This window comes from Caballeronia sordidicola, from assembly GCF_000729995.1.
Taxonomy (GTDB): Bacteria; Pseudomonadota; Gammaproteobacteria; order Burkholderiales; family Burkholderiaceae; genus Caballeronia; species Caballeronia sordidicola_A.
Genome location: NZ_JNFG01000018.1, coordinates 91,728 through 113,821 on the forward strand (window position 1 = coordinate 91,728; position 22,094 = coordinate 113,821).

18 protein-coding genes, 1 tRNA gene and 2 pseudogenes are annotated in these 22,094 nt (G+C 58.9%); 9 read left to right on the plus strand and 12 right to left on the minus strand.

Features of this window, described 5'->3' with window-relative positions:
• The first annotated feature begins 46 nt into the window (after nt 1-46).
• Entirely contained in the window at nt 47-1,060 is a 1,014-nt protein-coding gene (locus FH08_RS0118235) for a D-cysteine desulfhydrase family protein (protein ID WP_081889509.1), read from the plus strand.
• On the opposite strand, the pseudogene FH08_RS48490 reads toward FH08_RS0118235, so the two are convergent.
• Nucleotides 1,031-1,444: pseudogene (locus FH08_RS48490) on the minus strand (enoyl-CoA hydratase-related protein). The gene FH08_RS0118235 and the pseudogene FH08_RS48490 sit on opposite strands and share 30 nt — an antisense overlap.
• Before the next feature lie 655 nt (nt 1,445-2,099).
• On the opposite strand from FH08_RS48490, the gene FH08_RS0118245 reads away from it, so the two are divergent.
• From FH08_RS0118245 to FH08_RS0118255, 3 genes are all read left to right on the plus strand, one after another.
• Nucleotides 2,100-3,470 carry an MFS transporter gene (locus FH08_RS0118245; RefSeq protein ID WP_031359714.1) on the plus strand — a complete coding sequence of 457 codons (1,371 nt, stop codon included), beginning with the start codon at nt 2,100-2,102 and terminating at the stop codon, nt 3,468-3,470.
• 169 nt (nt 3,471-3,639) lie between these two features.
• Complete coding sequence (locus FH08_RS0118250) at nt 3,640-5,193, plus strand: methyl-accepting chemotaxis protein (RefSeq protein ID WP_031359715.1); 1,554 nt, start codon at nt 3,640-3,642, stop codon at nt 5,191-5,193.
• Nucleotides 5,194-5,303: 110 nt separating this feature from the next.
• Nucleotides 5,304-6,398, plus strand: coding sequence for a lactonase family protein (locus FH08_RS0118255; RefSeq protein WP_031359716.1), 1,095 nt, complete (start codon nt 5,304-5,306; stop codon nt 6,396-6,398).
• An 86-nt stretch (nt 6,399-6,484) separates the two neighbouring features.
• Here FH08_RS0118255 and FH08_RS0118260 read toward each other — a convergent pair whose 3' ends face one another.
• From FH08_RS0118260 to FH08_RS0118270, 3 genes are all read right to left on the minus strand, one after another.
• Nucleotides 6,485-7,477, minus strand: a complete 993-nt coding sequence (locus FH08_RS0118260) for a DnaJ C-terminal domain-containing protein (protein ID WP_075583347.1) — start codon at nt 7,475-7,477, stop codon at nt 6,485-6,487.
• 282 nt (nt 7,478-7,759) lie between these two features.
• Complete coding sequence (lhpH, locus tag FH08_RS0118265; protein ID WP_031359718.1) at nt 7,760-8,767, minus strand: trans-3-hydroxy-L-proline dehydratase; 1,008 nt, start codon at nt 8,765-8,767, stop codon at nt 7,760-7,762.
• A gap of 329 nt (nt 8,768-9,096) precedes the next feature.
• Complete coding sequence (locus tag FH08_RS0118270; RefSeq protein WP_031359719.1) at nt 9,097-11,952, minus strand: ATP-binding protein; 2,856 nt, start codon at nt 11,950-11,952, stop codon at nt 9,097-9,099.
• Nucleotides 11,953-12,307: 355 nt separating this feature from the next.
• Here FH08_RS0118270 and FH08_RS0118275 point away from each other — a divergent pair, with 355 nt between their 5' ends.
• On the plus strand, nt 12,308-13,411 hold the full coding sequence (locus FH08_RS0118275) for an alkene reductase (RefSeq protein WP_031359720.1): 1,104 nt from the start codon (nt 12,308-12,310) through the stop codon (nt 13,409-13,411).
• A gap of 50 nt (nt 13,412-13,461) precedes the next feature.
• A complete protein-coding gene (locus FH08_RS0118280) occupies nt 13,462-14,451 on the plus strand; it encodes a zinc-dependent alcohol dehydrogenase family protein (protein WP_031359721.1) in 990 nt (329 codons plus the stop codon).
• Nucleotides 14,452-14,539: 88 nt separating this feature from the next.
• On the opposite strand, the gene FH08_RS0118285 is transcribed toward FH08_RS0118280, so the two are convergent.
• From FH08_RS0118285 to FH08_RS0118310, 6 genes are all read right to left on the minus strand, one after another.
• Nucleotides 14,540-15,685 carry a branched-chain amino acid ABC transporter substrate-binding protein gene (locus tag FH08_RS0118285; RefSeq protein WP_031359722.1) on the minus strand — a complete coding sequence of 382 codons (1,146 nt, stop codon included), beginning with the start codon at nt 15,683-15,685 and terminating at the stop codon, nt 14,540-14,542.
• A 122-nt stretch (nt 15,686-15,807) separates the two neighbouring features.
• Nucleotides 15,808-16,623 carry an alpha/beta fold hydrolase gene (locus FH08_RS0118290; protein WP_031359723.1) on the minus strand — a complete coding sequence of 272 codons (816 nt, stop codon included), beginning with the start codon at nt 16,621-16,623 and terminating at the stop codon, nt 15,808-15,810.
• A gap of 158 nt (nt 16,624-16,781) precedes the next feature.
• The gene (locus FH08_RS0118295) at nt 16,782-17,996 is read right to left on the minus strand and encodes a pyridoxal phosphate-dependent aminotransferase (RefSeq protein WP_031359724.1); all 1,215 of its coding nucleotides are present in this window, start codon (nt 17,994-17,996) and stop codon (nt 16,782-16,784) included.
• Entirely contained in the window at nt 17,993-18,652 is a 660-nt protein-coding gene (locus FH08_RS0118300) for an RraA family protein (protein ID WP_031359725.1), read from the minus strand. The genes FH08_RS0118295 and FH08_RS0118300 overlap by 4 nt, the downstream gene beginning before the upstream one ends.
• A complete protein-coding gene (locus FH08_RS0118305; protein WP_031359726.1) occupies nt 18,649-19,314 on the minus strand; it encodes an RraA family protein in 666 nt (221 codons plus the stop codon). The genes FH08_RS0118300 and FH08_RS0118305 overlap by 4 nt, the downstream gene beginning before the upstream one ends.
• Nucleotides 19,314-19,529: a hypothetical protein gene (locus tag FH08_RS0118310; RefSeq protein ID WP_031359727.1), complete on the minus strand. Its 216-nt coding sequence runs from the start codon at nt 19,527-19,529 to the stop codon at nt 19,314-19,316. Before FH08_RS0118310 ends, FH08_RS0118305 begins: the two co-directional genes overlap by 1 nt.
• On the opposite strand from FH08_RS0118310, the gene FH08_RS0118315 reads away from it, so the two are divergent.
• The 3 genes and pseudogenes from FH08_RS0118315 to FH08_RS53420 all read left to right on the plus strand — a co-directional run.
• The gene (locus FH08_RS0118315) at nt 19,503-20,405 is read left to right on the plus strand and encodes a LysR family transcriptional regulator (RefSeq protein ID WP_031359728.1); all 903 of its coding nucleotides are present in this window, start codon (nt 19,503-19,505) and stop codon (nt 20,403-20,405) included. The two genes, FH08_RS0118310 and FH08_RS0118315, sit on opposite strands and share 27 nt — an antisense overlap.
• A 110-nt stretch (nt 20,406-20,515) precedes the next feature.
• Complete coding sequence (locus tag FH08_RS0118320) at nt 20,516-21,181, plus strand: RraA family protein (protein WP_031359729.1); 666 nt, start codon at nt 20,516-20,518, stop codon at nt 21,179-21,181.
• Between the two features lie 59 nt (nt 21,182-21,240).
• Nucleotides 21,241-21,357 (plus strand): annotated as a pseudogene (locus tag FH08_RS53420) (IS6 family transposase); the annotation flags it as partial.
• 100 nt (nt 21,358-21,457) lie between these two features.
• Here FH08_RS53420 and FH08_RS0118330 read toward each other — a convergent pair.
• Nucleotides 21,458-21,533, minus strand: a tRNA-Val gene (locus tag FH08_RS0118330).
• Nucleotides 21,534-21,678: 145 nt separating this feature from the next.
• Nucleotides 21,679-21,951: an HU family DNA-binding protein gene (locus FH08_RS0118335; RefSeq protein ID WP_031359730.1), complete on the minus strand. Its 273-nt coding sequence runs from the start codon at nt 21,949-21,951 to the stop codon at nt 21,679-21,681.
• Nucleotides 21,952-22,094: the final 143 nt, after the last annotated feature.

Genomic DNA, 22,094 nt, shown 5'->3' on the forward strand with positions numbered 1-22,094 from the left:
GTTCCTCGAATGTCGCAGTGTGAAACCAGAATTAGGAGCAAACCTGATGAAGCAGTCGAAGCTGGATCTTTCTCGATTTCCTCAAACGTCATTACGCGATGGACCGTCACCCATCCAGCATCTTCCGAGACTGAGCCGCAAGCTAGGCGGCGCCGAAATCTATGTCAAGCGTGAGGACCTTGACGGTCTGGGCGGCGGTGGCAACAAGCTCAGAAAGCTGGAATTTCTCTTCGGAGAGGCTCAAGCGGCCGGCGCCGACACAATCATCACCGTCGGCGGTCGACAGTCCAATCATGCGCGACTTACCGCCGCTGCAGCAGCGCGCATGGGCATGAGATGCGAACTGGTGCTCTCGCGTCTCGTGCCGATCGAGGACAGGGACTACATCGACAACGGCAATGTTCTGCTTGACGGCCTGTTCGGCGCGGTCATTCACGATATCTCCGGAAATGTGAGCGCCCTCGATTTTGCGGAAGACAGGGCTGCCGCGCTTCGGCGCGAAGGACGTAACGTCTATGTGTGCCCTCTCGGCGGATCAAGTCCCACAGGGTGTCTAGGGTACGTCGCTTGCGCTGCGGAGATATTCGGACAGGCTGACGAGCGCGGCACTGCGTTTGATCACATTGTTGTGGCGAATGGAAGTGGAGGCATGCATGCCGGCCTCGTTTCGGGGGCGATCGCAATGGGTCACGACCCTCGCTCCATTGTTGGATACACCGTCCTGGCGCCATTGGAAAAAGCCCGTGCGACGACTACTGAAAAGATACTAAGGACGACAGAGCTCCTGGACCTGGATCTCGTTGTTCCAGACGATGCCATCACATTGCACGGAGAACAACTCGGGACTGGCTATGGGCTACCAACAACGGCCATGAGGGAAGCGCTTGGCCTGATGGCGTCTCTCGAGGGCTTGCTTCTTGATCCGGTATACAGCGGCAAGGCTTTTGCCGGATTGATTCAAGAAATCAGAAGTGGCAGCTTCACGCTTGGGATGAACGTCCTGTTTGTTATGAGCGGAGGTCTGCCTTCGTTATTTGCTTATCGTGGTGCTTTGTCGTAGTCGTGGTTTGGTAGTGAGCCGCAGCGATCCCCCGATTCCAGGCAGGATGCCCAGCTTGATTTCTGGCTGGCCGAATTGTGCGTCTTCCGAAGCAACGATGAAGTCGCACATCACGGCAAGCTCTCACCCACCGCCCAACGCATACTCGCCGATAGCAGCCACAATCGGCTTGCTGATCGTGCGAACCTTATCCCATTCAGCAAAGTTATCGGCCGAATATAAATCGTTAAAGGTCTTCTCCGCCATCTCTTCGATGTCAGCGCCCGCGGCGAACGCGCGAGCGTTGCCGATGATGACGATAGCGCCGATTGCGTCAGCCTGGTCAAACTCCCGAAGTGCAGCCAGCACCTCTTGCGACAGCTTCGTGCTGATCGCATTCAACATCGAAGGCGTGAAGGCGGATTAGGCTGTGGGCGGCCGTTGGCAACTTACCGGATAGCCGGCAGCCAAAGCGTTTTCCCGCGAGGCCATTAAGCATCAGGGCAAGTCGCAAGATATCTCAAGCCCGTCCTACGAACTGAAGCCGACTATCTCCATCCAGAAATCGCCCGAATCCTGTCGCCTAACGGTATCGCAAAGGCCCTGATGTGCAGGACCGCCCCTCCACTTTGGGATCTACCCATCCCCGGGCGGAGAGACTTGGTCATCAATCTAAAGTCCAAGTTAACATCGGTCATCATACAACTATTGTCAAATCATTTTGACACGCGGAGCGTACAGAATGCAGCGTTGCCAATGCTGTGTCGAGTTTATTGAAAATACTTTATTTATGTTGTACGATGACTAACAAGGACGCTCGTGAGCAGTGCAATGGCTTACGGCATATGAGCATGCAGTGACAAACGAAAAGTGTTGGGACCGCATTCGCTCCCGGACACCTTTCCCAAAAGCAACGAAGCGTTGATGTATCGATTCCGGCATCCGGGCAAAACGACCCGCACGGTCGCCACGCATGACAGCCCTTGACGCACGCCGTCCCTGAGCTTCCCGCGCATCGATATTTCAAATGCTATCCAGCTAGGACGATCGGAGACACACCATGCAATCAAGCCGCTCTGCAAGCATTGCCGGTATCGCCAAGCGCACGAACGTCCGCTACCTGATCTTGCTGATGATCTTTATCATCACCACGCTCAACTACGCCGACCGCGCGACATTGTCGATCACCGGCTCAGCCATGCGCAGCGAATTTGGTTTCGACGCGATTCGCATGGGTTACATCTTCTCCGCATTCAGTTGGGCTTATGTGTTGTCGCAGCTACCGGCCGGCTGGTTGCTCGACCGGTTCGGCGCTCGTCGCATGTATGCCGCAAGCATTTTCCTGTGGTCACTTTTCACCCTGCTGCAAAGTTCGATCGGTCTCGCGGGCAGCGCGGGCGCTGCCGTCATTGCATTGTTCGTGTTGCGCTTTGCGATGGGGATGGCCGAAGCACCCGCCTTTCCTGCAAACGCGAAAGTGGTGGCAAGCTGGTTTCCGACCGCCGAACGCGGCACCGCCTCGGCCATCTTCAACTCGGCCCAATATTTCGCCGCGGTTATCTTCACGCCGCTCATGGCCTGGATCACCCACTCGTTCGGATGGCGAAACGTTTACCTGGTAATGGGTGTCGCAGGGATAGCGCTTGCGCTGACGTGGCTCAAAGTCATGAAGAACCCGAGCGATCATCCTCGCGTCAACAAGGCCGAACTTGAGCATATAGAGCACGGCGGTGGCCTGGTTCATCCGCAAAGAAAGACTGCCTATGCCGATGCGGCCAACCCCGGAACCTGGTTTTATGTGCGTCAGCTGATGTCGAACCGCATGCTCCTTGGCGTGTACCTGGCCCAGTATTGCATCAACGTCCTGACCTATTTCTTCCTGACGTGGTTTCCGATCTACCTCGTCCAGGCCCGTGGCATGACCATCCTCCAAGCCGGACTCACTGCCTCTTTGCCCGCGATCTGCGGCTTTGCGGGAGGCGTGCTCGGCGGGGTCTTTTCCGACGCGCTGATCCGGCGCGGTCATTCCCTGACGATTGCACGGAAGATCCCGATCGTTGGCGGCATGCTTTTATCCGTGTGCATCATTGGCTGCAACTACGTCACGGCGGACTGGCTGGTTGTCGCGCTCATGTCGCTGGCTTTCTTTGGAAAAGGTATTGGCGCGCTCGGTTGGGCGGTGGTCGCGGACACCTCGCCCAAGGAAGCGATTGGCCTGTCCGGTTCGATCTTCAACATGTTCGGCAATATAGCGGGCATCGTGACGCCGATTGTGATCGGTTATCTCGTGGCCAAGACCGGATCCTTCAACGGCGCATTGGTGTTCGTCGGTATCAACGCGCTTCTCACCGTGTTCAGCTATCTGGTCATCGTCAAGAAGATCGAACGCGTCCAACTGCGTGCTCCGTCAGCCGCCGGCACCAACGTCTGACGCAACGTCTGACGCAACGTCTGACGCAATGCCTGACGCAATGCCATCCGGCTTTGAGCGTCTTACCAGTCCTTACGAATTTGCACCGAAGTGAAAAGGCTGCGCACGGGTCAAGTTCAACCACGGCGTGCCGTTAACCCGGCTAGGTCGACCATCCAAAACTGAAAACATGCGAAACGTGACAATCCGCTCCAACCTGCTGCTGGTGCTTTTCGTATTCGCCTCAATGATCGTGATGGGCGCGATAGTTGGCGTGCTTATGCTCGGCCGCGCAAACGACAATGCCCGTCGCTTGCAACAAATCGCCCAGCAAGAGATCCTGGTCAACGATGGTTATAAGGACACGACGCGTACGCGCTCGGCGCTCACGCGGGCGTATTCCGCCCTCAAGGAGCGTAACGACACCGCCACGCGCGATTCAGCCTTGAAAAGCGCGCAGGTTACCCTCGATCGAGCCGCTACGGAAACGGCCGCGTTTCGCGACGCGCCAAGCTTCGCCGGACGGGATGAAGAACTGCAGCGATCGCTTGTCGAGTCGTCGAATGTTCTGGCGGCGCTGCTAACGAAAGCAAGCGAGGCCTTGCGCGGTGACGACACAACCGTTTATGCCGCGATCAACGACAAGGATATTACGGGCGCAGGGGCAAAGTATTCATCGAACGTGGAGGCCTTTCAGAATCTCTCGAACTCGTTGATGAAAGACACGCTGGCGCAGGGTGAACGCGAACATGGTTGGGTAATCACCCTGGTGGTCATTGGTGTGATCGGAGCGCTTTGCCTGATCGCGGTCACTCATCTCGCGCTTCGACGCATCGTGATCGACCCGTTAAAACGCGCCGTTGCCTCGCTCGATCAAATTGCTGCGAACAACCTCACGATCGCGATTCCACAAGGCGGTCAGAATGAAATCGGGCAATTGTTCGATGCCATGCGCCGAATGCAGCACGGCTTGACAGACACCGTGATGAACGTGCGCTCGAATTGCGACGCGATCAATACCGGCGCGCGCGAGATTGCAGCGGGGAATATAGATTTATCGAGCCGGACGGAAGAGCAATCGGCGTCGCTCGAAGAAACGGCCGCGAGCATGGAAGAACTGACTTCGACAGTCAAGCAGAACGCCGACAACGCTCAACAGGCGAGCAAGCTGGCCGCAACGGCCGCGGACGTGGCGCAACGCGGAGGCGAAGTAGTCGGGCGAGCAGTTGCCACGATGAATGCGATCAGCACGAACTCCAACAGGATCGCCGAGATTACCGGCATGATCGACGGCATCGCGTTTCAGACGAACATCCTGGCACTCAACGCCGCGGTGGAGTCCGCACGGGCGGGAGAACATGGACGCGGTTTTGCCGTGGTGGCAACGGAAGTACGCACCCTCGCGCAACGCAGCGCGAATGCGGCTAAAGAGATCAAGACGTTAATCGGGACATCGGTGCATGACGTGCAACTGGGTAATGGTTTGGTCGTGCAAGCGGGCAACACCATGACCGAGATTGTCGACGCGGTTCAAAAAGTCGCCAGTCTGATGAACGAAATTACAGCGGCGAGCCTCGAGCAGAGCGAGGGGATCGCCCAAGTGGGCAAGGCGGTCAGCCAGATGGATCAGGTGACCCAGCAGAACGCAGCATTGGTGGAACAAGCGGCCGCGGCTGCCAGTTCGCTCGAGCAGCAAGCGAAGCAAATGGCCGACGCGGTAGCGGCTTTTCAATTGAGCGAGTAAGCAGCTTGGGAATGAGCTCGCTATCAATCATGTTCACAACAGCGCGGTCCGTTCTTCGACCTGTCCAACGGCTGCGCTTAGACAAAACCACTCACCAATTTATTTCGTCCATGAAAATAAAAACGACCTGGCGCGTCATTGCTGGTGCACTCACGTTCGGTATCCTTATGAGTTCGGCGCAAGCAGCGACCTACGTCTATGTTTCGAACGCCGACAGCGAAGATATTTCAGTGCTCCGGCTCGATCAATCGAATGGCGCGCTTTCGAAGGTCGAGACGCTTCCGGTCGGCGGAACCGTCATGCCGCTGGCTCTTTCCCCCGACCACCATCATCTCTATGCCGGGTTGCGCTCCAAGCCGTATCGCGTGCTCAGTTTCGCGATCAACCCGCTGGACGGCCGCCTGATCCTGCTCAAGACCTCGCCGTTGGCCGAGAGCATGGCCTACCTCTCCACCGACGCTACGGGTCGCTATTTGTTCTCCGCTTCGTACGGCGGCAATCAGCTTTCCGTGAATCGCATTGACGCGAGTGGTTTGGCGGGCGACCCGCAGCAGTCCGTTCCAACGGGGCCGATGGCCCATGCAATCCGGAACGCCCCCGATAATCGCTATGTATTCGCCTCTGTCCTCGGCTCCGATGCGTGGCTGCGGCTGAAATTCGATGCCCTCACCGGCCAACTTACGCCGGATGCGGCGCCCGCCTATGCGCTGCCGCCGAAATCCGGCCCACGTCACTTCGTCTTCTCGCCGGATCATCGGTTTACCTATCTGATCGATGAGCTCGACGGCAAGCTGCATGTTCTTGCTTTCGATGCCACGAATGACACAGCCAAGCCAGTGCAAACCGTCTCGATCGTGCCGCCGGATTTTTCTGGCGACAAGCCTTGGGGTGCTGACGTTCATCTGACGCCGGACGGCCGCTTCCTGTTTGCATCGGAACGGACCTCGAGCACGCTTGCGTCGTTTCGCGTCGATAAGAAATCGGGCACGCTCACGCGAATTGGCACATGGCCGACCGAGAAGCAGCCGCGTGGATTCAATATCGATCCGTCGGGAAACTATCTGCTGGCGGTAGGACAATTGTCGACGCAGATGAGCGTGTATCGCATCGACAAACAAACCGGTGCGCTCAAGGCGATCGGACAGTACCCGGTCGGCAAAAACCCGAACTGGATAGAATTCGCGCAATTTGAGGGGGGTCTGTAGGGATCCTTAGCATTAAGGTAGATTGGATGCAGCAGGCGACGACCAACGCACAGAAGCTTGCAGTCACCGCGGAGAAGATACTAGTCTTACGAGCATGGCGGAATTGCCTGCGTTGCCCGACGCTGCGCGTGCGCAAACATCTCGCGTAACGCTTGTCGTTCGTTGTCGGTCAAATGTGAAACCGCAGCCGGCATGGTGAGCACCAGTTGCAGTGTCAGGTCGCCCCGCGTACCCATGCTGTCCGTGAGCCCATGCCTGAGCAGACGGATCGTGCTGCCCGGGTGCGCGTTCGGCGAAATCGTCAGCCGCAGCGCGCGGCCCAGGATTTGCGCTTCCAAGTTGCCGCCGAGCGTGGCCGTCACGAAATCAACCTGAACATCGCAAGCGAGATTCAGCCCGTCGCGCCGAAAGGCCGAGCCGCACGCAATCACGACCGAGAAGGTAGCGTCGCCCGGCGGACCGCCGTTGGGCCCAGGGTGGCCCGCACCTTCGACGACGAGACGCTGGCCGTCCCACGCACCCGGGGGAACCTTCACTGTCTCGGACTTCCGGTAGGTCATCGCAGCGGCGCCGAGACACGCTGGACACCAGTGACTCGCCAGCGGGCGTCCGGTCCCCACACAAGCGGTGCAGCGCGTTCCCGAGACCGACCGGCCGCTACCGTAACAGCGCGCGCACTGCGAGGCTCTGTCCTGACATTGCTGACACGGCCCGCTTACCGGGTAGCTCACGTCGACTTCGCCGCCATGAATCGCGGCTTCGAGCGGCACAAAAAGCCTGATCAGGCAGCTCGCGCCGCGCGCCGGCGGACCCCGGTGTTCGCGTGACGGGGCGGCTTTGCCGCGGCTCCCTGCCGACGTCGACGTCGCCATCGGGCCGGCCACCCGCGGCTCACGCTTGCCGATCAGAATCTCAAACGCTTCCTGAACGCGCTTGAACACCGGCTCGACTATTGACTCGCTCCCCTTGTTGCGGTCCGGGTGGTACTTTGCCCTCAGCCGTCGGTATGCGCGTGTGACGTCTGCCGGCGACGCAGTGTCTGGTAGTTCCAGTCGCCTGTAATATTCGTCGAGGCTCACCCATTTCCCCCGGTTTCTTTCTGAAAGCGCAAGTCTATCAAGACCAAAGCAGTAGGACTGCTGTCGATGACGGGAGATTGTCAGCGCCGACATGCTCCCCAATGCCGGGGGAAATCTGCGATCAAGGTAGCGCCGGGCCATGACGGGAATCTGAAGCGCCGGACCGAATCACCCTGCGTGAGGATCCCTACACGATGATTCGATGCTGAGTAATAAAACAACAGCGGAGCGGAGGCGGGTATTGGATCACGACGGGCAAATGTTATTCGAAGCGAGCACCGCTCAACGCACCAGGAATCCATACTTGAGCGGATCCCGCTCGTCGATGATCCAGTTCGCGAATCCACAGACATGGGCTGAGCCTTCGATCTCGGGGATCACGGCGGGGAACTCGCCGAGTTGCGTTTCACCGACAACACGCGCACGAAACACCGTGCCGATAATCGATTCATTCACGAGTACATCGTCTTGCCCGATCTCGCCTCGTAGATACAGTTGAGCCACGCGGCCTGCGGTGCCCGAACCTGTCGGAGAACGATCCACTTCCCGGTCCGCGAAAATGCAACAGTTCGCCTGAGTCGAGTCAGGGAATCTGGGCGCGCCGTGAATGATCGTGCCGTAGATATGGTTGATTTCCGGAATATGCGGGTGGACGAGCGGAAACGCCCGATTGGCGGCAATCTTCACTTCCGCGCCGAATTGTTTGAGCGCGTCGACCGATGACTCACGAATGGTGAGGCCATGCGGTGTGCCGTCCGTGTACAAATAGAACGCACCCCCGAATGCGATATCGCCTGTCACCGTCCCGTAGGTCGGCGTCTCGACGCTCACGTCGCGCTTGTAGATGAACGATGGCACGTTGATGAATCGCACACCGTTGGCATGCATGCCATCCCACTTGACGAATGCTTCGATAAAGCCGCACGGTGCGTCGATGCCGACACGCGTTTCGGGCGATTCACGCTGCACCCAGCCGAGCTCCACCGCCGCCGTTGCCAGTGCGATCACGCCATGTCCGCAGTGGTCGCTATATCCTTCGTTGTGCAGGAAAATGACACCGAAATCAGCCGTGGGTGAAACGGGCGACGTGAGATAACCGCCGTACATGTCCGCGTGTCCGCGAGGTTCGAACATCAGGGCCTGACGGATATTGTCCGCATGTTCGCGCACCCAGGCACGGCGCTCCACGATCGAGTCACCCTGCAAGCGGGGAAGTCCCGACGTGACGATCCGGAACGGCTCGCCGGCGGTATGGACTTCGACGGTACTGATTGTGCGACTGACCTGCATTTTTTATATCCTCTACGTGATATTTGCATGCCACTCCGGACGCCATGCGACGTGCACTATGCTGCGACGAACTCGAGCAGTTGTCCAGCGTGCTTGACGCAAACGCCGCCTTGATCCCCGTTCGCCCTGCCCCAGCAGCAGCGACAGATCAGCACCGGGTCACCTGCCTCGACGGTTGCGTTCGACCATCAAACGGGCGGTCGCCTCGCCCACCAGATTGCCGTGGCGCGAGCCGAGATGACTGCTCGCCGCGGGATGAAAATCCTGTCGTGCAATCGGCGAGTCGCCACTCCTCGGACCTATGGCAACGGCGAAGCCTGGCTGAAGGCTCACTCAAGAGACGCAATCAACGCACGCGCAGCTTCGAGATCGACACTGTCCACGCCCCGCGCGCAGCGTTGATACACCGGCACAATAAGTTCGCGGGCAACCGGCAACTGGTTTTGCTGTTGTTTGAGAGAAGCGAGGCTTATCGAACAACGCAGTTCCCATGAGAGAAATCGATGACTGCGCGCCCGCGTGAGCGCATCCATCAACATTGCTTCGGCGGCCGAATCAGTCCCCGGCCCCCGAGTCGCCAACAGGATTTCAGCCTTCGCGCGAAGAAGCTCCGGCAAGGAGCACTCGTCCTTGCTCTCCATCGCGCGCTCAACGCCTGGATCGATCAGATCTGCGGCCTGTGCAAGCTTGCCGTGCTTCGTGAGAAGCTCGGCGGTAGCGGAAAGAAACGGCGTCAGGGACACGTAGAAACGCTTGGCGCCGATGCCGACCATCGCCGGATAGATTTTCTGGCTGAAGGCCGAAGTAGACCCTCCACGAAGCTCGACGAACCCCTGCCACATTTGTGCCCGAGCCTTCCAGGTCGAGATGCCGTGACGCTGCGTTTCAAGCATCATCGCCGCGACTGCATCGGCCAGCGCCGCTTCGTCGCCGGTCAAAAGCGCGAGCGTGCAGACTGCTTCGCTCAACGCATAGCAGATCGAAACAGGATGATCGAGCTCACGCGCATCGTCGAGCGATTGTTGCGCCGCCAGCCTGGCCTCATCGGTCCGCCCCATGAACCAGAGCGTATGGGCAAGCGAAGCGTGGGACAACATCCGTTCGTCGTAAAGGAAGCGGATGCGCTGGGCGCGGGGAAGGTGAATGCGCGAACTCGACGCGCGCTGGAGGTTGGCATGCGCTTCGTCGAGTTCGCCAAGGAACAGGTGCGACATGCCCGTCAGCCGGTACGCTGCCAGTTGGTCGCAAGTCCACGATGATGTGGCTGCCACAGCGTTGAACTGTTGGGCAAGCGGGAGCGTCTCCCCGTATTGCCCATTGAGGTAGAAGCACATCCAGCGTCCCCACATACCCAGTAGCTGGTATGCCGCGTTACCGGTACGCGTGGCGATCTCAAGGGCGATAGTAAATGCAGCACTGGTTTGGGGTCCTACGGTATGACACAAAAGACACATCCCGCGCGCCGAGTAAAGTTTCATCTCGCGCTCACCCGCAATCGCACCCGCAATCGCACCTTCACGCGCCAGCCGCTCGAGTGCGTGATCGACACGCGTCAGGCATTCCTCCAGCAGCGCTAGCTGCATCGACAAAGGAATGCTTGCAATCGTCAAATCAACCGCGAGTCGTGGATCACCTTCGTCTGAAAAGCCCCATTTGACCGCGGCGCGAAGATCCTCGAGATGCGGCGCGTAAGAGGTGTTCCAGTCGATATCGATTCGCGCCGCTGCCTGCTGCTCGGCGCGCTCAAAGATTTGCAGAAAATGACGCGCGTGCCGGTTCGACCATTCGCGCAGTGTTCCGTCCTCGCGCAGCTTTTCACGGGCGTATGCACGGGTCGTTTCGAGTAGTCTGAAACGCATTGGCCCATCGCCGGGTATTGAGGACACAAGCGACTTGTTGACAAGTTCAACGAGCGCGCTGGCTACGCGCTCAGGCGGTATCTCGTCGCAACTCGCAAGCGCCTGCGCCGAGTCCAGCGAAAACGGCCCGGCAAAGAGGCTTAGCCGATTCATCACCGCGCGCTCCACTGCGCTCAAAAGGCCGTAGCTCCAGTCAAGGGCCGCCCGCAATGTTTGCTGCCGGGGGAGCGCGGTTCGCGCACCACGCGTGAGTAGCTGGAAGCGATCGCCAAGATGGTCCGCGACACCTTGCAGACCCATCGCCGGCAGGCACGCAGCGGCGAGTTCAATCGCGAGTGGAATGCCATCGAGCTGACGGCAAATGCGCACTTCCAGCAGCAATGCGGAGGGACGCCGGACAGAGTCCGCCATGTCCGCGCCGGCGCGCTCTTCAAACAGACGGATCGCGCCGAATTCACGCGCGTCCGCGTCATTGTCGTCGGTTGGAACTTCCAGCGACGGCACACGATAAACGTACTCGCCCGCAATGCGCAGCGGCTCGCGACTCGTTGCAAGAATCGTCGCCCGCGGTGCGATCTGCAGAAGCCTTTCGGACATCTGCGCGGCGCTGTCGATCAGGTGCTCGCAGTTGTCGAGCAGGAGCAGCAGGTGTCGGGCGTGAAGACTCGTCGCAAGCCTCTCAAGAGACGGAGCTTCGTCGCCTGGAGGGAAACCGAGGGATACGGCGAGCGTTGTCGCAAGGAAATCGGCCGACGACGTTGCGGCAAGCTCCGCGAGGTAAACACCATCGGTGAAGTGAGGAACAAGCTGGCGCGCGGCTTCGAACGCGAGCCGGGTCTTGCCTACGCCACCCGACCCGACGAGCGTGACCAACCTGTGCTGCAGCACCGCATCGTTGACTTCACGCAATGCCTTTTCTCGACCGATGATCGGCGAAATAGCGGCGGGAAGCCGAACGCCCGGGAGAGCAGTTGGCAACCCAGGCGCGAGCGGCGCGGGCTCTCTCGTGGTGAGTTCCCCGACGAACTGGTAGCCCCTTCCCGTGACAGTAAGGATTGCCGTGCGGTCGTCGCCCAGTGCGCGGCGGAGCGACGATATCTGCCCCTCAAGCGCGTTCTCTTCGACGATACGGTTTCGCCAAACCCGCTCCATGATTCGATCTTTGCTCAAGACCGAACCGCGGGCTTCAACCAGGGTGACCAGAAGATCAAACGCCCGGTTGCCAATATCGATCTTCATGCCGTCATGCAGCATCTCGCGCAGGCGCGGGCGTACGACGGTGGTGCCAAACGAGAAATCGTCGAACGGTGGCGATTGCGCATCCATCTCAGACCTGTTGAACAGTAGGAAGGAAAACGGTCGGAAACCCGTTTTTAGTATCGCACAACTCCAAAACGTGAAGCGCGCGGGCGCGCAGCATTTGGGAAAGGCGGTCTGCCCGCGGCAATCTCAGCTCGCAACAGGTCGTATCAGCTTTTTCCAAGGACCCTGGCGAAGCCCCGCAGTACCTTGAATTCACGCGCTCCGTGCAAGAGTTGTGCAGTAGCCAAACCGCTTGGTTAGACAAAATCAATCTGACCATCCGACCTTCCCGGCCCTCCGCGGAATCACCGGAAATCCACGTCCGCGACTCGGCACCCGGCCAGACCGTTTTGTCCCAACCACTATCCCAGGAAATGTCATGGCTTCCTTGTTTTCATCGGTAAAGGTCGGTGCGCTCGCCCTCTCCCATCGCGTCGTTCTCGCGCCAATGACGCGCTTGCGTACGATTCAACCGGGCGATATTCCAAGTCCGATGATGGCTGACTTTTATGGTCAACGTGCCTCCGACGGTGGGCTCGAAATTATCGAAGGCGTCAGCATTTCGATCCTCGCCCGCTCGTATTTGGGCGCGGCGGCCTTTTATCACGATAATCAAATGGAGGGCTGGAAGGCAATCGCAAATGCTATCCACGCGAAAGGTGGCTTTGTCTTCATGCAATTGATTCATGGTGGCCGTCAAAGCCATGTCGACATGACTGGCGGCGTCGATCCCGTGGCGCCTTCAGTGGTGCCGTTTGAAGGCGTCGCGCTCACGGAGGATGGATTCGTGCCTGTGTCGCCGCACCGTGCGCTCGATATTGAAGAGATCGCAGGTGTTATCGAGGAGTTTCGTGTCGCCGCACGACGCGCGCTGGAGGCCGGTTTCGACGGCGTCGAGCTACACGGCGCGAACGGCTATCTGGTCGACGAATTCATTCAGGACGGCACCAACAAACGCACGGATGCCTATGGCGGTCCGATCGAGAACCGCGCAAGGTTCCTGCGCGAAGCAGTCGAAGCGCTGATTTCGGTGTGGGGACCAGACCGGGTCGGCGTACGGATTTCGCCTTCGGGAGAATGGGGTGGCATCTCCGACAGCAATCCTGAAGCCACATTCAGCTACGTGGCGAAAGTGCTGGACGCTTACAAGATTGCGTATTTGCACGTGATCGAACCGCGCGTCAAGGGTGACTACACGCTGCATGAAGGTCATCCGCCGGTCGCGGTGAAATACCTGCGTCCGCACTTCACGGGTCCGATCATTGCCGCCGGCGGATTCGACGGCGATAGCGCGCAAGCCGTCGTTGCATCCGGAGACGCTGACCTTGTCGCCTTCGGCCGTCATTTCTCGTCGAATCCCGATCTGCCGTACCGGCTGAAACACAAGCTCCCGCTTACACCTTACGTACGGGCCGCATTCTGGGGTGGCGACCACAGGCATTACTCGGATTTTCCGACGTACGACGGCCGCCTGAATGCTTGAACCGGCATCGCCTTCCTTAGTCATTCATTCACTCATTCCAAGAGGCTCACATGGCACGCATCATTCAGTTCTCCCGGGCCGGTGGCCCCGATGTTCTCGATTTCGTCGACACACCCGTACGCCAGCCAGGTCCGACCGAGGTGCGTATAAAGGTGAAGGCCATCGGGATCAATCGCGCCGAAGCCATGTGGCGTACCGACATCTACATCGAACCCGTCCAGTTTCCGGCGGGTCTCGGTTACGAAGCCGCTGGCGTCGTCGATGCGGTCGGCGCGGAGGTAGACAGCGTCGCGGTGGGAGACGAGGTCAGCGTGATCCCGTCGTTCTCGATGAATCAATACTTCACCTATGGTGAGATTATTACCGTACCGGGCTACGCCGTTGTTAAGCATCCCAAATCGATCTCGTTTGCCGAAGCGGCATCGATCTGGATGATGTTTGTGACGGCCTACGGCGCCCTGATCGAAGACGCCAAGGTAGGACACGGGGACTTCGTCATCATCCCCGCCGCATCCAGTAGCGTCGGGCTCGCGTCAATCCAGATCGCCAACTATGCCGGCGCGGCCTCCATCGCTTTAACGCGAACTTCAGCGAAGCGCAAGCAGTTGCTCGAAGCCGGCGCCGCGCACGTCATTGCCACCGATGAAGTCGATATGCTGGCGGAAGTCATGCGCATCACCGATGGCAAGGGCGCCCGGGTTGCGTTCGATCCGGTCGGCGGTCCAAACTTTTCGAAGTTGATATCCGCGCTATCGTTCCAGGGCACGGCCTATATCTATGGAGCACTTGCCGAGGGCGATACGCCGATACCGGTGCTCGCGATGATTGCCAAGATGATCACCGTCAAGGCGCACAACATCTGGCTGACAAGCGGCGACGAAACACGCCGCAAGGCGGCGGTGGAGTTCATCGTCAAAGGCCTCGAGAGCGGTGCGCTCAAACCCATCATTGACCGCACCTTCGAGTTCGACGAGATGATCGAGGTACATCGCTATCTGGAGAACAACGGCCAGTTTGGCAAGATCGTTGTATTGGTGTAGGCGGCGATGCGGGTCATGCGTATCAAGCTCCAACGATTGCTAATGCTTATCGGATGGCGCGAAAATTGCCATCCGTCGACCCGCGCAATTACATTTTCACGACATCGAGCAGCGTCTTCTTGCCTGCTTTGAAGCCGTACAGAGAGATCACGCCGTGCCTCAGGTCCCCCTTCGAGTCGAAGGTCGTCTCGCCGATCACACCCTTGTAATCCGTGCTCGGCATGGCCGCGAGGATCTTCGCCGGATTGACCGATTGTGCACGCTTCATTGCATCAACGATGATGTACACAGCGTCATAAGCAAACGGAGCATCAATCTGGATCGGCTGGCCGAAACGCTTCTCGTACTTCGCTTCGAACGCCTTGCCGTCCACCATCTTCTCTAGCGCCAACCCTGCTTCCGAACAGACTACGTTGTCGGTAGCATCGCCAGCGAGGTCCGACAGCTTGTCGGTACACAAGCCGTCTCCCGCCAACACCTTCGCACGCAGGCCGAGCTGCTTCGCCTGCTTCGCGAACGGACCTCCCGTGGCATCTGAGCCGCCATACATGATCGCATCGGGGTTTTCTCCCTTGATCTTCGTCAAAATCGCGCGGAAGTCGACAGCCCTGTCGTTGGTCGCGTCGTGTGACATGACGTTCATGCCGAGCGACTTCGCCGTCTTTTCAAATTCGTTAGCGAGACCTTGACCGTAAGCGGTCGAGTCATCGACGATCGCGACGCTCTTCAGCTTCAGGTCCCCGGAAGCGTATTTGGCGAGCGCCGGTCCTTGTTGCGCGTCGGTTGCCACCACGCGATACGTCGTCTTGAAGCCTTGCTGCGTGTAACCCGGGTTGGTCGACGACGGTGAAATCTGCACGATACCCGCATCGCTATAGATCTTTGAGGCCGGTATTGAAGTGCCCGAGGTCAGGTGCCCGACCACGGCGACGATATTATCGTCAACGAGCCTTTGCGCCACTTGAGTCGCAGTACGCGGATCAGCGGCGTCATCTTGCGCGTCGAGTTCAAGCGTGATCTTCTGGCCGCCGATCGTCAGACCCTTGGCGTTGATTTCTTCAACTGCGAGGCGCGCGCCGTTTTCGTTATCCTTGCCCAGATGGGCAATACCGCCGGTCAACGGCGCGACGTGACCGATCTTGACGACCTCGTCTGCTACCGCGGTCGTTCCGAGCATTCCTGACAGAATCGCCGCGGCGCTGATCGGCAATAGTTTTTGAATGTTGATATTCATGCGATTCTCCCGTTCCAGTCCGAGTTCCAGGATATGAAGCACAACACCCTGACTCGTTCAAGGAGTTGCCAACGAAAAACAGATCTGACCGCCATAGCACGGTGGCAAATTAACCTCTGACACTATTCATCAGGAAACCTGAAGAAGTCCGCGATCATGCTCCACATCTCAACCGGATTTGAGTACATCGGGAAGTGTCCGCAGGAACGAACCCTCGCGACCCTCACGCCGTTTTCCCGGAGGCTGGACAGGTAGGACAAGCCGTCGTTTTGCTCGCCATGCATGAACATTCGCGGACACGGAAGTGACAGAAACCGCCTCATAAGGTCTCCGTGGTCAGATAGCTCGACCATCGACGTGAAGATGCCCCTAACAACGGCTGCCCGTACCTTATGCCGAAGGCTCGCAGCGTAAAGCGCAGAGGAGTGGTAGCGCGAATGCCACGTCCTTTCAATGAAGTTCTCGAAAAATACCTCAGCGTTCCCGGTAGGAAAATCCGCGATCTGGCGACTCAGAAAGCAATCTTCCGGAGCGACGTTACCTTCAATGTTGATAAAGCTTAGAACGCGGGTTGGTTCTGCGTCAGCCAACATCAACGCGGTCAGTCCACCCATCGAGTGTCCGACCAAATGGAAGTCGATCACGGCGAAGTGCGCGAGCAGATGGCGTGCCGTTTCAACGAGGAACGAAATGGACACTGCGCTCAAATCGGCGCATTCGGTTTCACCACAGCCGGGAGCGTCATAAGCGATGATAGGACGCCCGTCAAACGCCTGATTTAGAACGACATCCGCGTAATCTTCTTTGGTTGACCCGAAGCCGTGCAGAAATAAAACTGGCGCCCCTTCCCCGGGTCGATACATGACAGCAAGCTTCAGCCTGACGCCCAGCACCTCCAACTCAATGCTTGTCTTCGTGAGTTCTGTATTCGATGACATCATTAAAGCGTTAGTCGATTGGGGCACGGCACAAACTGTCGGGGATGGCATAAATGCTCCAGGTTGGGTTCAATAACAGCACTGTGTGCATCAGAGTTGCGAGCCGCTTTGTTTGCAAAGGGTCCGATTCCGGTTGGTCCGGTCGTGCACGAAGCCGGTTACAACGACTGACAGAAGCGCTTGATCGCCCGGCATGCTTCGATCAACACCTCGTCGTCCAACGCGTACGCAATGCGGATATACGGAGCAAGTCCAAACGCACTGCCCTGCACGACGGCCACGTTGGCCTCATCCAGCAGCGCGGCCGCCACGTCGTCGTCGGTACTTAATTTTGTGCCCACAGCCGTCGTGCGTCCCATCAGGCCCTCGCACGACACAAACGCGTAGAACGCGCCACTTGGCGTAGGACAGGACAATCCTGGTGTCTCGTTGAGCAATCGCACCATGAGGTCGCGCCGCTGCTCAAACACGGAACACGTTTCGCCGATGAATTGCTGCGGACCCGTGAGCGCCGCAATTGCTGCATGCTGTGAGATAGAACTGGCGCCCGAGGTCTGCTGTCCTTGCAGCGTCTCCATGGCATCGAGCAGCCAACGCGGTCCGGTCCCGAAGCCGATGCGCCAGCCCGTCATTGCATATGCCTTGGACACGCCATTCATCGTCAACGTACGAGACATCAGACGCGGCTCGACCTGGGCGATCGTGTGGAACGGGGCGCCGTCAAAAATCAGGTGCTCGTAGATATCATCGGAGAGCACCAGCACATGCGGGTGAGCAAGCAGTACTTCGGCGAGAGCCGCAAGCTCGTCCCGGGTGTAGACCGCGCCCGTGGGATTGGAAGGCGAGTTGAGAATCAACCATCGCGTGCGGGGTCCGATTGCATCGGCTAACGCCCGTGGAGTGAGTTTGAATCCGCTCTCGCTCCCGCAGGTCACGATGACCGCCCGCGCGCCGCACAGCTGGACCATCTCCGGGTAGCTCACCCAGTAAGGTGCGGGCACAATTACCTCATCCCCTTCGTTGAGGGTAACCGCCAGCGCGTTGTAGATCACCTGTTTGCCGCCGCTGCAGACGATCGTGTCCTGCCAGGTGACTTCATCAAGGCCATTCTCGTTGCGAAACTTTGCCGCTACCGCTTCGCGAAGCGGGCGCATACCGGGGACCTGCGTATAGCGCGTGTGCCCTGCACGAATCGCCTCGATGGCGGCCTCGCGTATGTGCGCGGGCGTGTCGAAATCCGGTTCACCGGCGCTCAGCGAGATGACCTTGGCACCGCAAGCACGGCGTGCGGCGACGCGATCCATCATGCGATAGGTGGCAGAAGGTTGTGCCTGAGCCAGGTGGATGTTCAGAGTTTGCTGGTCCGTATTCATGCGCTTCTCCAGCGTGTCAGGCCTAGCAATTCAAGCGTGCTCGCCCCTTGCGTGAGTTGCCGCATCATCGTGGCTTCCTTCGACGCACGTGCTTCACCATCGACGAGCGTGCGTTGCGCATCAGCCGCCGGGATGATGATGACGCCGTCGTCATCGGCTATCACCAGGTCGCCTGCGGCGACCGGCACGCCGGTGAACATAGTAGGTTGCCCAACCGAAGGGGCACTGGCCTTCACGGTGCCGCGAACCGAGATGCCGCGTGCGAACACCGGAAAACGCCGGGCCGTCACGGCCGCTACATCCCGCACACCACCGTCGATGACGAGTCCCACCACACCGGCTGCTTCAGCAGCGACCGTGAGCACCTCGCCCCAATAGCCGGCCACGAAGTTGCCGGTGCCGACCACGAGCACGCAGCCGCGCGGCACGCGCTCCAGGGCGATATGGATGGCCAGGTTGTCACCCGGCGAGCACACCAGTGGGTACGCAGGGGCGGCGATGAATGCGCCGTTCCAGATGCCACGCACGAGCGGGTCGACCGCACAGGGCAAGCCAGATGCTTCGTAGAGCGTGGAGCTGCCGAGTGCGCGCGCTCGGGCCGCGAAGTCCGCGGGCAAGGGCAATGGCAATGGCAAGGGTGCACTTGCGTGGCTCATGACGCCTTCCGCTGCAGTGTGTGGTAGCCCAGCGCTTCGCGTGCTTCCTTCAGTGTCTTGCCCTGGGATATCTGTGTGCGGATGTCCGCCTCGACGGTCTCGATCTGGCGCGCGATCGCCGCCACTTCGCGTACGCGATCACGCGGCACAACCACGACACCGTTGGCGTCGGCAACGACAATGTCGCGCGCGCAAACACGGGCCGTACCGATCGACACCGGTACGTTGACGCCCTCGACCTGAACCCGGTCTTTTCCAGTGCGCATGAAACGGCCCTTGGTGAACAGAGGGTAACTGTCGCCCAGCGCCTTCCTCACATCACGACACACACCGTCGATGACCGTGCCGGCAATCTTCCGGGCGCCAGCGTACTGGGTCATGATGTCCCCCCACACGGTGCAGTCGGTGCGCCCGTTGTTGTCGATCACCATCACGTCGCCTTCGGCCACGTCTTCAATGAAATCGCCGACCGTTCCCGCGGGCGTGCTTGCCGATACATATTTGACCGTGAACGCAGGTCCGACGATCACGCCCGGGTAGTTGTCGAGCGGCGCGATGCCGAGGCATTGACCAGGCAAACCCAGCTTGTCCATCGCATCCGAGACGCCGGGCGTATCCAGTCCCTGGAACAGGGCGACCAACTCTTGATCTTCGTGATTCATCACTTGTTTCCTTCTTCGATGGCTTCGAATTCCCGGTCGTGCATCACTTCGGCAATCAGGTCACGCAGGGAGTTTTTAGTCATGGCAGTGCCGTGATGTGGTTGCGATGACGTAAGTTCGCGCATACAGTCCGATATGTAAATTCCGAAGAATTGAAGCATCTGATACGCCAAACCTATCAAACGATCATGATCAACTTCCGGCTTATCCGTCATTTGTGGCTCTTCCTGGCGGTCGCCGAGGAGCAGCACTTCGGGCGTGCGGCCAAGCGCCTGGACATGTCCCAGCCCCCGTTGACCGAGCAGATCCAGGCGCTGGAACAGGCATTGAAAGTAAAACTCTTCGAACGCTCCCGGCGCGGCACGTATCTCACCCCGGTGGGCGCGGCCATCCTGCCGGCCGTACGCAAGTTCGCGGAGCAGCTCGAGCGGCTCGAGCTCGCGGTACACGAGGCCGTTGCCGGGCGCAGCGGTGTGCTGACCATTGGGGCGATATCGTCAGCTATGCTCGATATCCTGCCGCCGCTGATCGAACGGCTGAAGGCCGACTACCCGCAGCTGACCGTATCGGTAAAAGAGATCGACAGCGCCGAAGCCATTCCAGCGCTTGAAACCGGCGACATCGATCTGGCCTTTGTCAGGCTCGAGGGCGAGCTGGGAGGGACGATCCAGTCACTTGCGTTGGCGCAGGATCGCCTTGCGGTGGCGATGCCACGGGAGCATCCGATGGCCGGTACTTCACGCATCCGGCTCGCCTCCCTCGCGGGTGAAGATTTCGTGATGTTTCCGCGCAAGGTGAGTCCCGTGTACTTCGACAGTCTGGTGGCGTCGTGCCGCGCAAATGGGTTTTCACCGCGGATACTTCACGAGGTGCGCTCTGTCGCGTCTCAGGTCGCGTTCGTAGGATGCGGCCAGGGCATCGCATTAGTGCCGGCGTCGCTGAAGAAGCTCGCACCTGAGAACGTCGTATTCCGGCCGCTGAGGGAGAACGTGAGTGTGGTGACAACGGCAATGGCCTGGAGCACGGCGCGGGAAAACCCACTGGTGGATGCGGTAGTCACCCTGCTAAAGGCTGGAAAAAGACCTGTTTGATCAAGCGATTTCCTCATAGCCTCCACGTATCAATCTATTCCGAAATTCGAAATATACATATCGAACTGTCAGTGTGAGACTGGCCTCCTCACAACCACATGAGGCTTGCCATGGCAGAGCGTTCGTTACTCGACCGCCTCGCGGCGCTCGACACCAACACGGTGTCAGACGCGCTGGACTTCCTCGGTCTGGACGGAGCGACATTCGGCATTCAACCACTATGGGACTGCCCGAAAATCGTTGGCCGCGCCAGCACCATTCAGTTGGGACCCAAAGCTGACGGACAGCAAAAGGCACACATCATCACGCCGGTGATTGCCGAGATTGACACCGATGATCGTGTGCTGGTCATTGCCGGCGGAACGGAAGGAATCTCCTGCTGGGGCGACATCATCGCTAACGCTGCGCAGTTCAAGCGCGTGCGTGGCACGGTGATCGATGGCGTAAGCCGGGACATCGAAGGCAGCGAGTCGATCGGCTATCCGGTTTATGGGCGCGGGATCACGATGATCAGCGCGCGCAACCGGTTGGCACAACTGTCGGCGGCCCAGCCGATCCGCTTTGCTGGTGTCGTCGTGCGACAAGATGATTTCGTCATTGCCGACCGATGCGGAACAGTGTTCGTCCCAGGCGATCGGATCGAAGAAGTCATCGAGCTTGGCGAGCGTATCGCCCGTCGACAAGATGCCATGGTGCAGGCGGTACGTGCGGGTCGCTCGGTCGCAGATGTGATGCATGACAAGGAATTTGATGCAATCAAGCAGAAGCAAGCGTGATGAAAATATCTGAATCGCTCTGCAGCGGTCATCGTTTGCTGGCTGAGGTCATCGGGTAGATGTTTATCACTCTGCGACGCGAATCCTATCTGCTATGGCGAGCGGTCGACGAGCATGGCGCCGAACTCGACATCCTGGTGCAGAAGCCGCCGCCAAAGCGCTTCTTCAAGCGCATTTGTTGCAGCCTCCGCAGACAATAAAAAACCCGCAGAGCCAATAGCTATGCGGGTTTCCTTTTACTGCTCCGAACTTCTTCAGACGTTACTTGCGAAACGGTGGTGGGTGCTGACGGGCTCGAACCGCCGACCTACGCCTTGTAAGGGCGCCGCTCTACCAACTGAGCTAAGCACCCCGCTTCACAATCTTTTCAAACGATCTTTTCAAGCAATCTTCTTAGGTGATCTTCTCAAGCGATCTTCACACCGGTTATGCAAAGTGTGTGATCCGCTTTGCCAGATTTGAAACCGTTTCAAACCGGTCCGTATCCAGCGAGTCCGCTAGTTTAGCGCATCTTTTAGTGCTTTGCCAGGGCGGAATTTCGGAACCTTTGCGGCTTTGATCTTGATCTCATCGCCGGTACGGGGATTGCGGCCGATACGCGCTGTCCGCTTGCCCACGGCAAAGGTGCCGAAGCCGACGAGCGTCACCGACCCGCCCTTCTTCAGGGTCGTCTTGACCCCGCCGATCAAGGCTTCGAGCGCCCGGCTGGCCGCCGCTTTAGAGATATCAGCTTGTTGCGCAATATGGTCGATCAGGTCCGTCTTGTTCATTGTGATCCCCCGAATAATGGTTAGTGGTTGGGCGATACTGCAAAGAGTAGGTTCACGACAGGTTACTTGAGCACGGGCCCCGGAAGCCGCCAAGTGCGGCGGTCATTAGAAGTAGCCGAAAGACAGGTGTCAACCCGGATTGA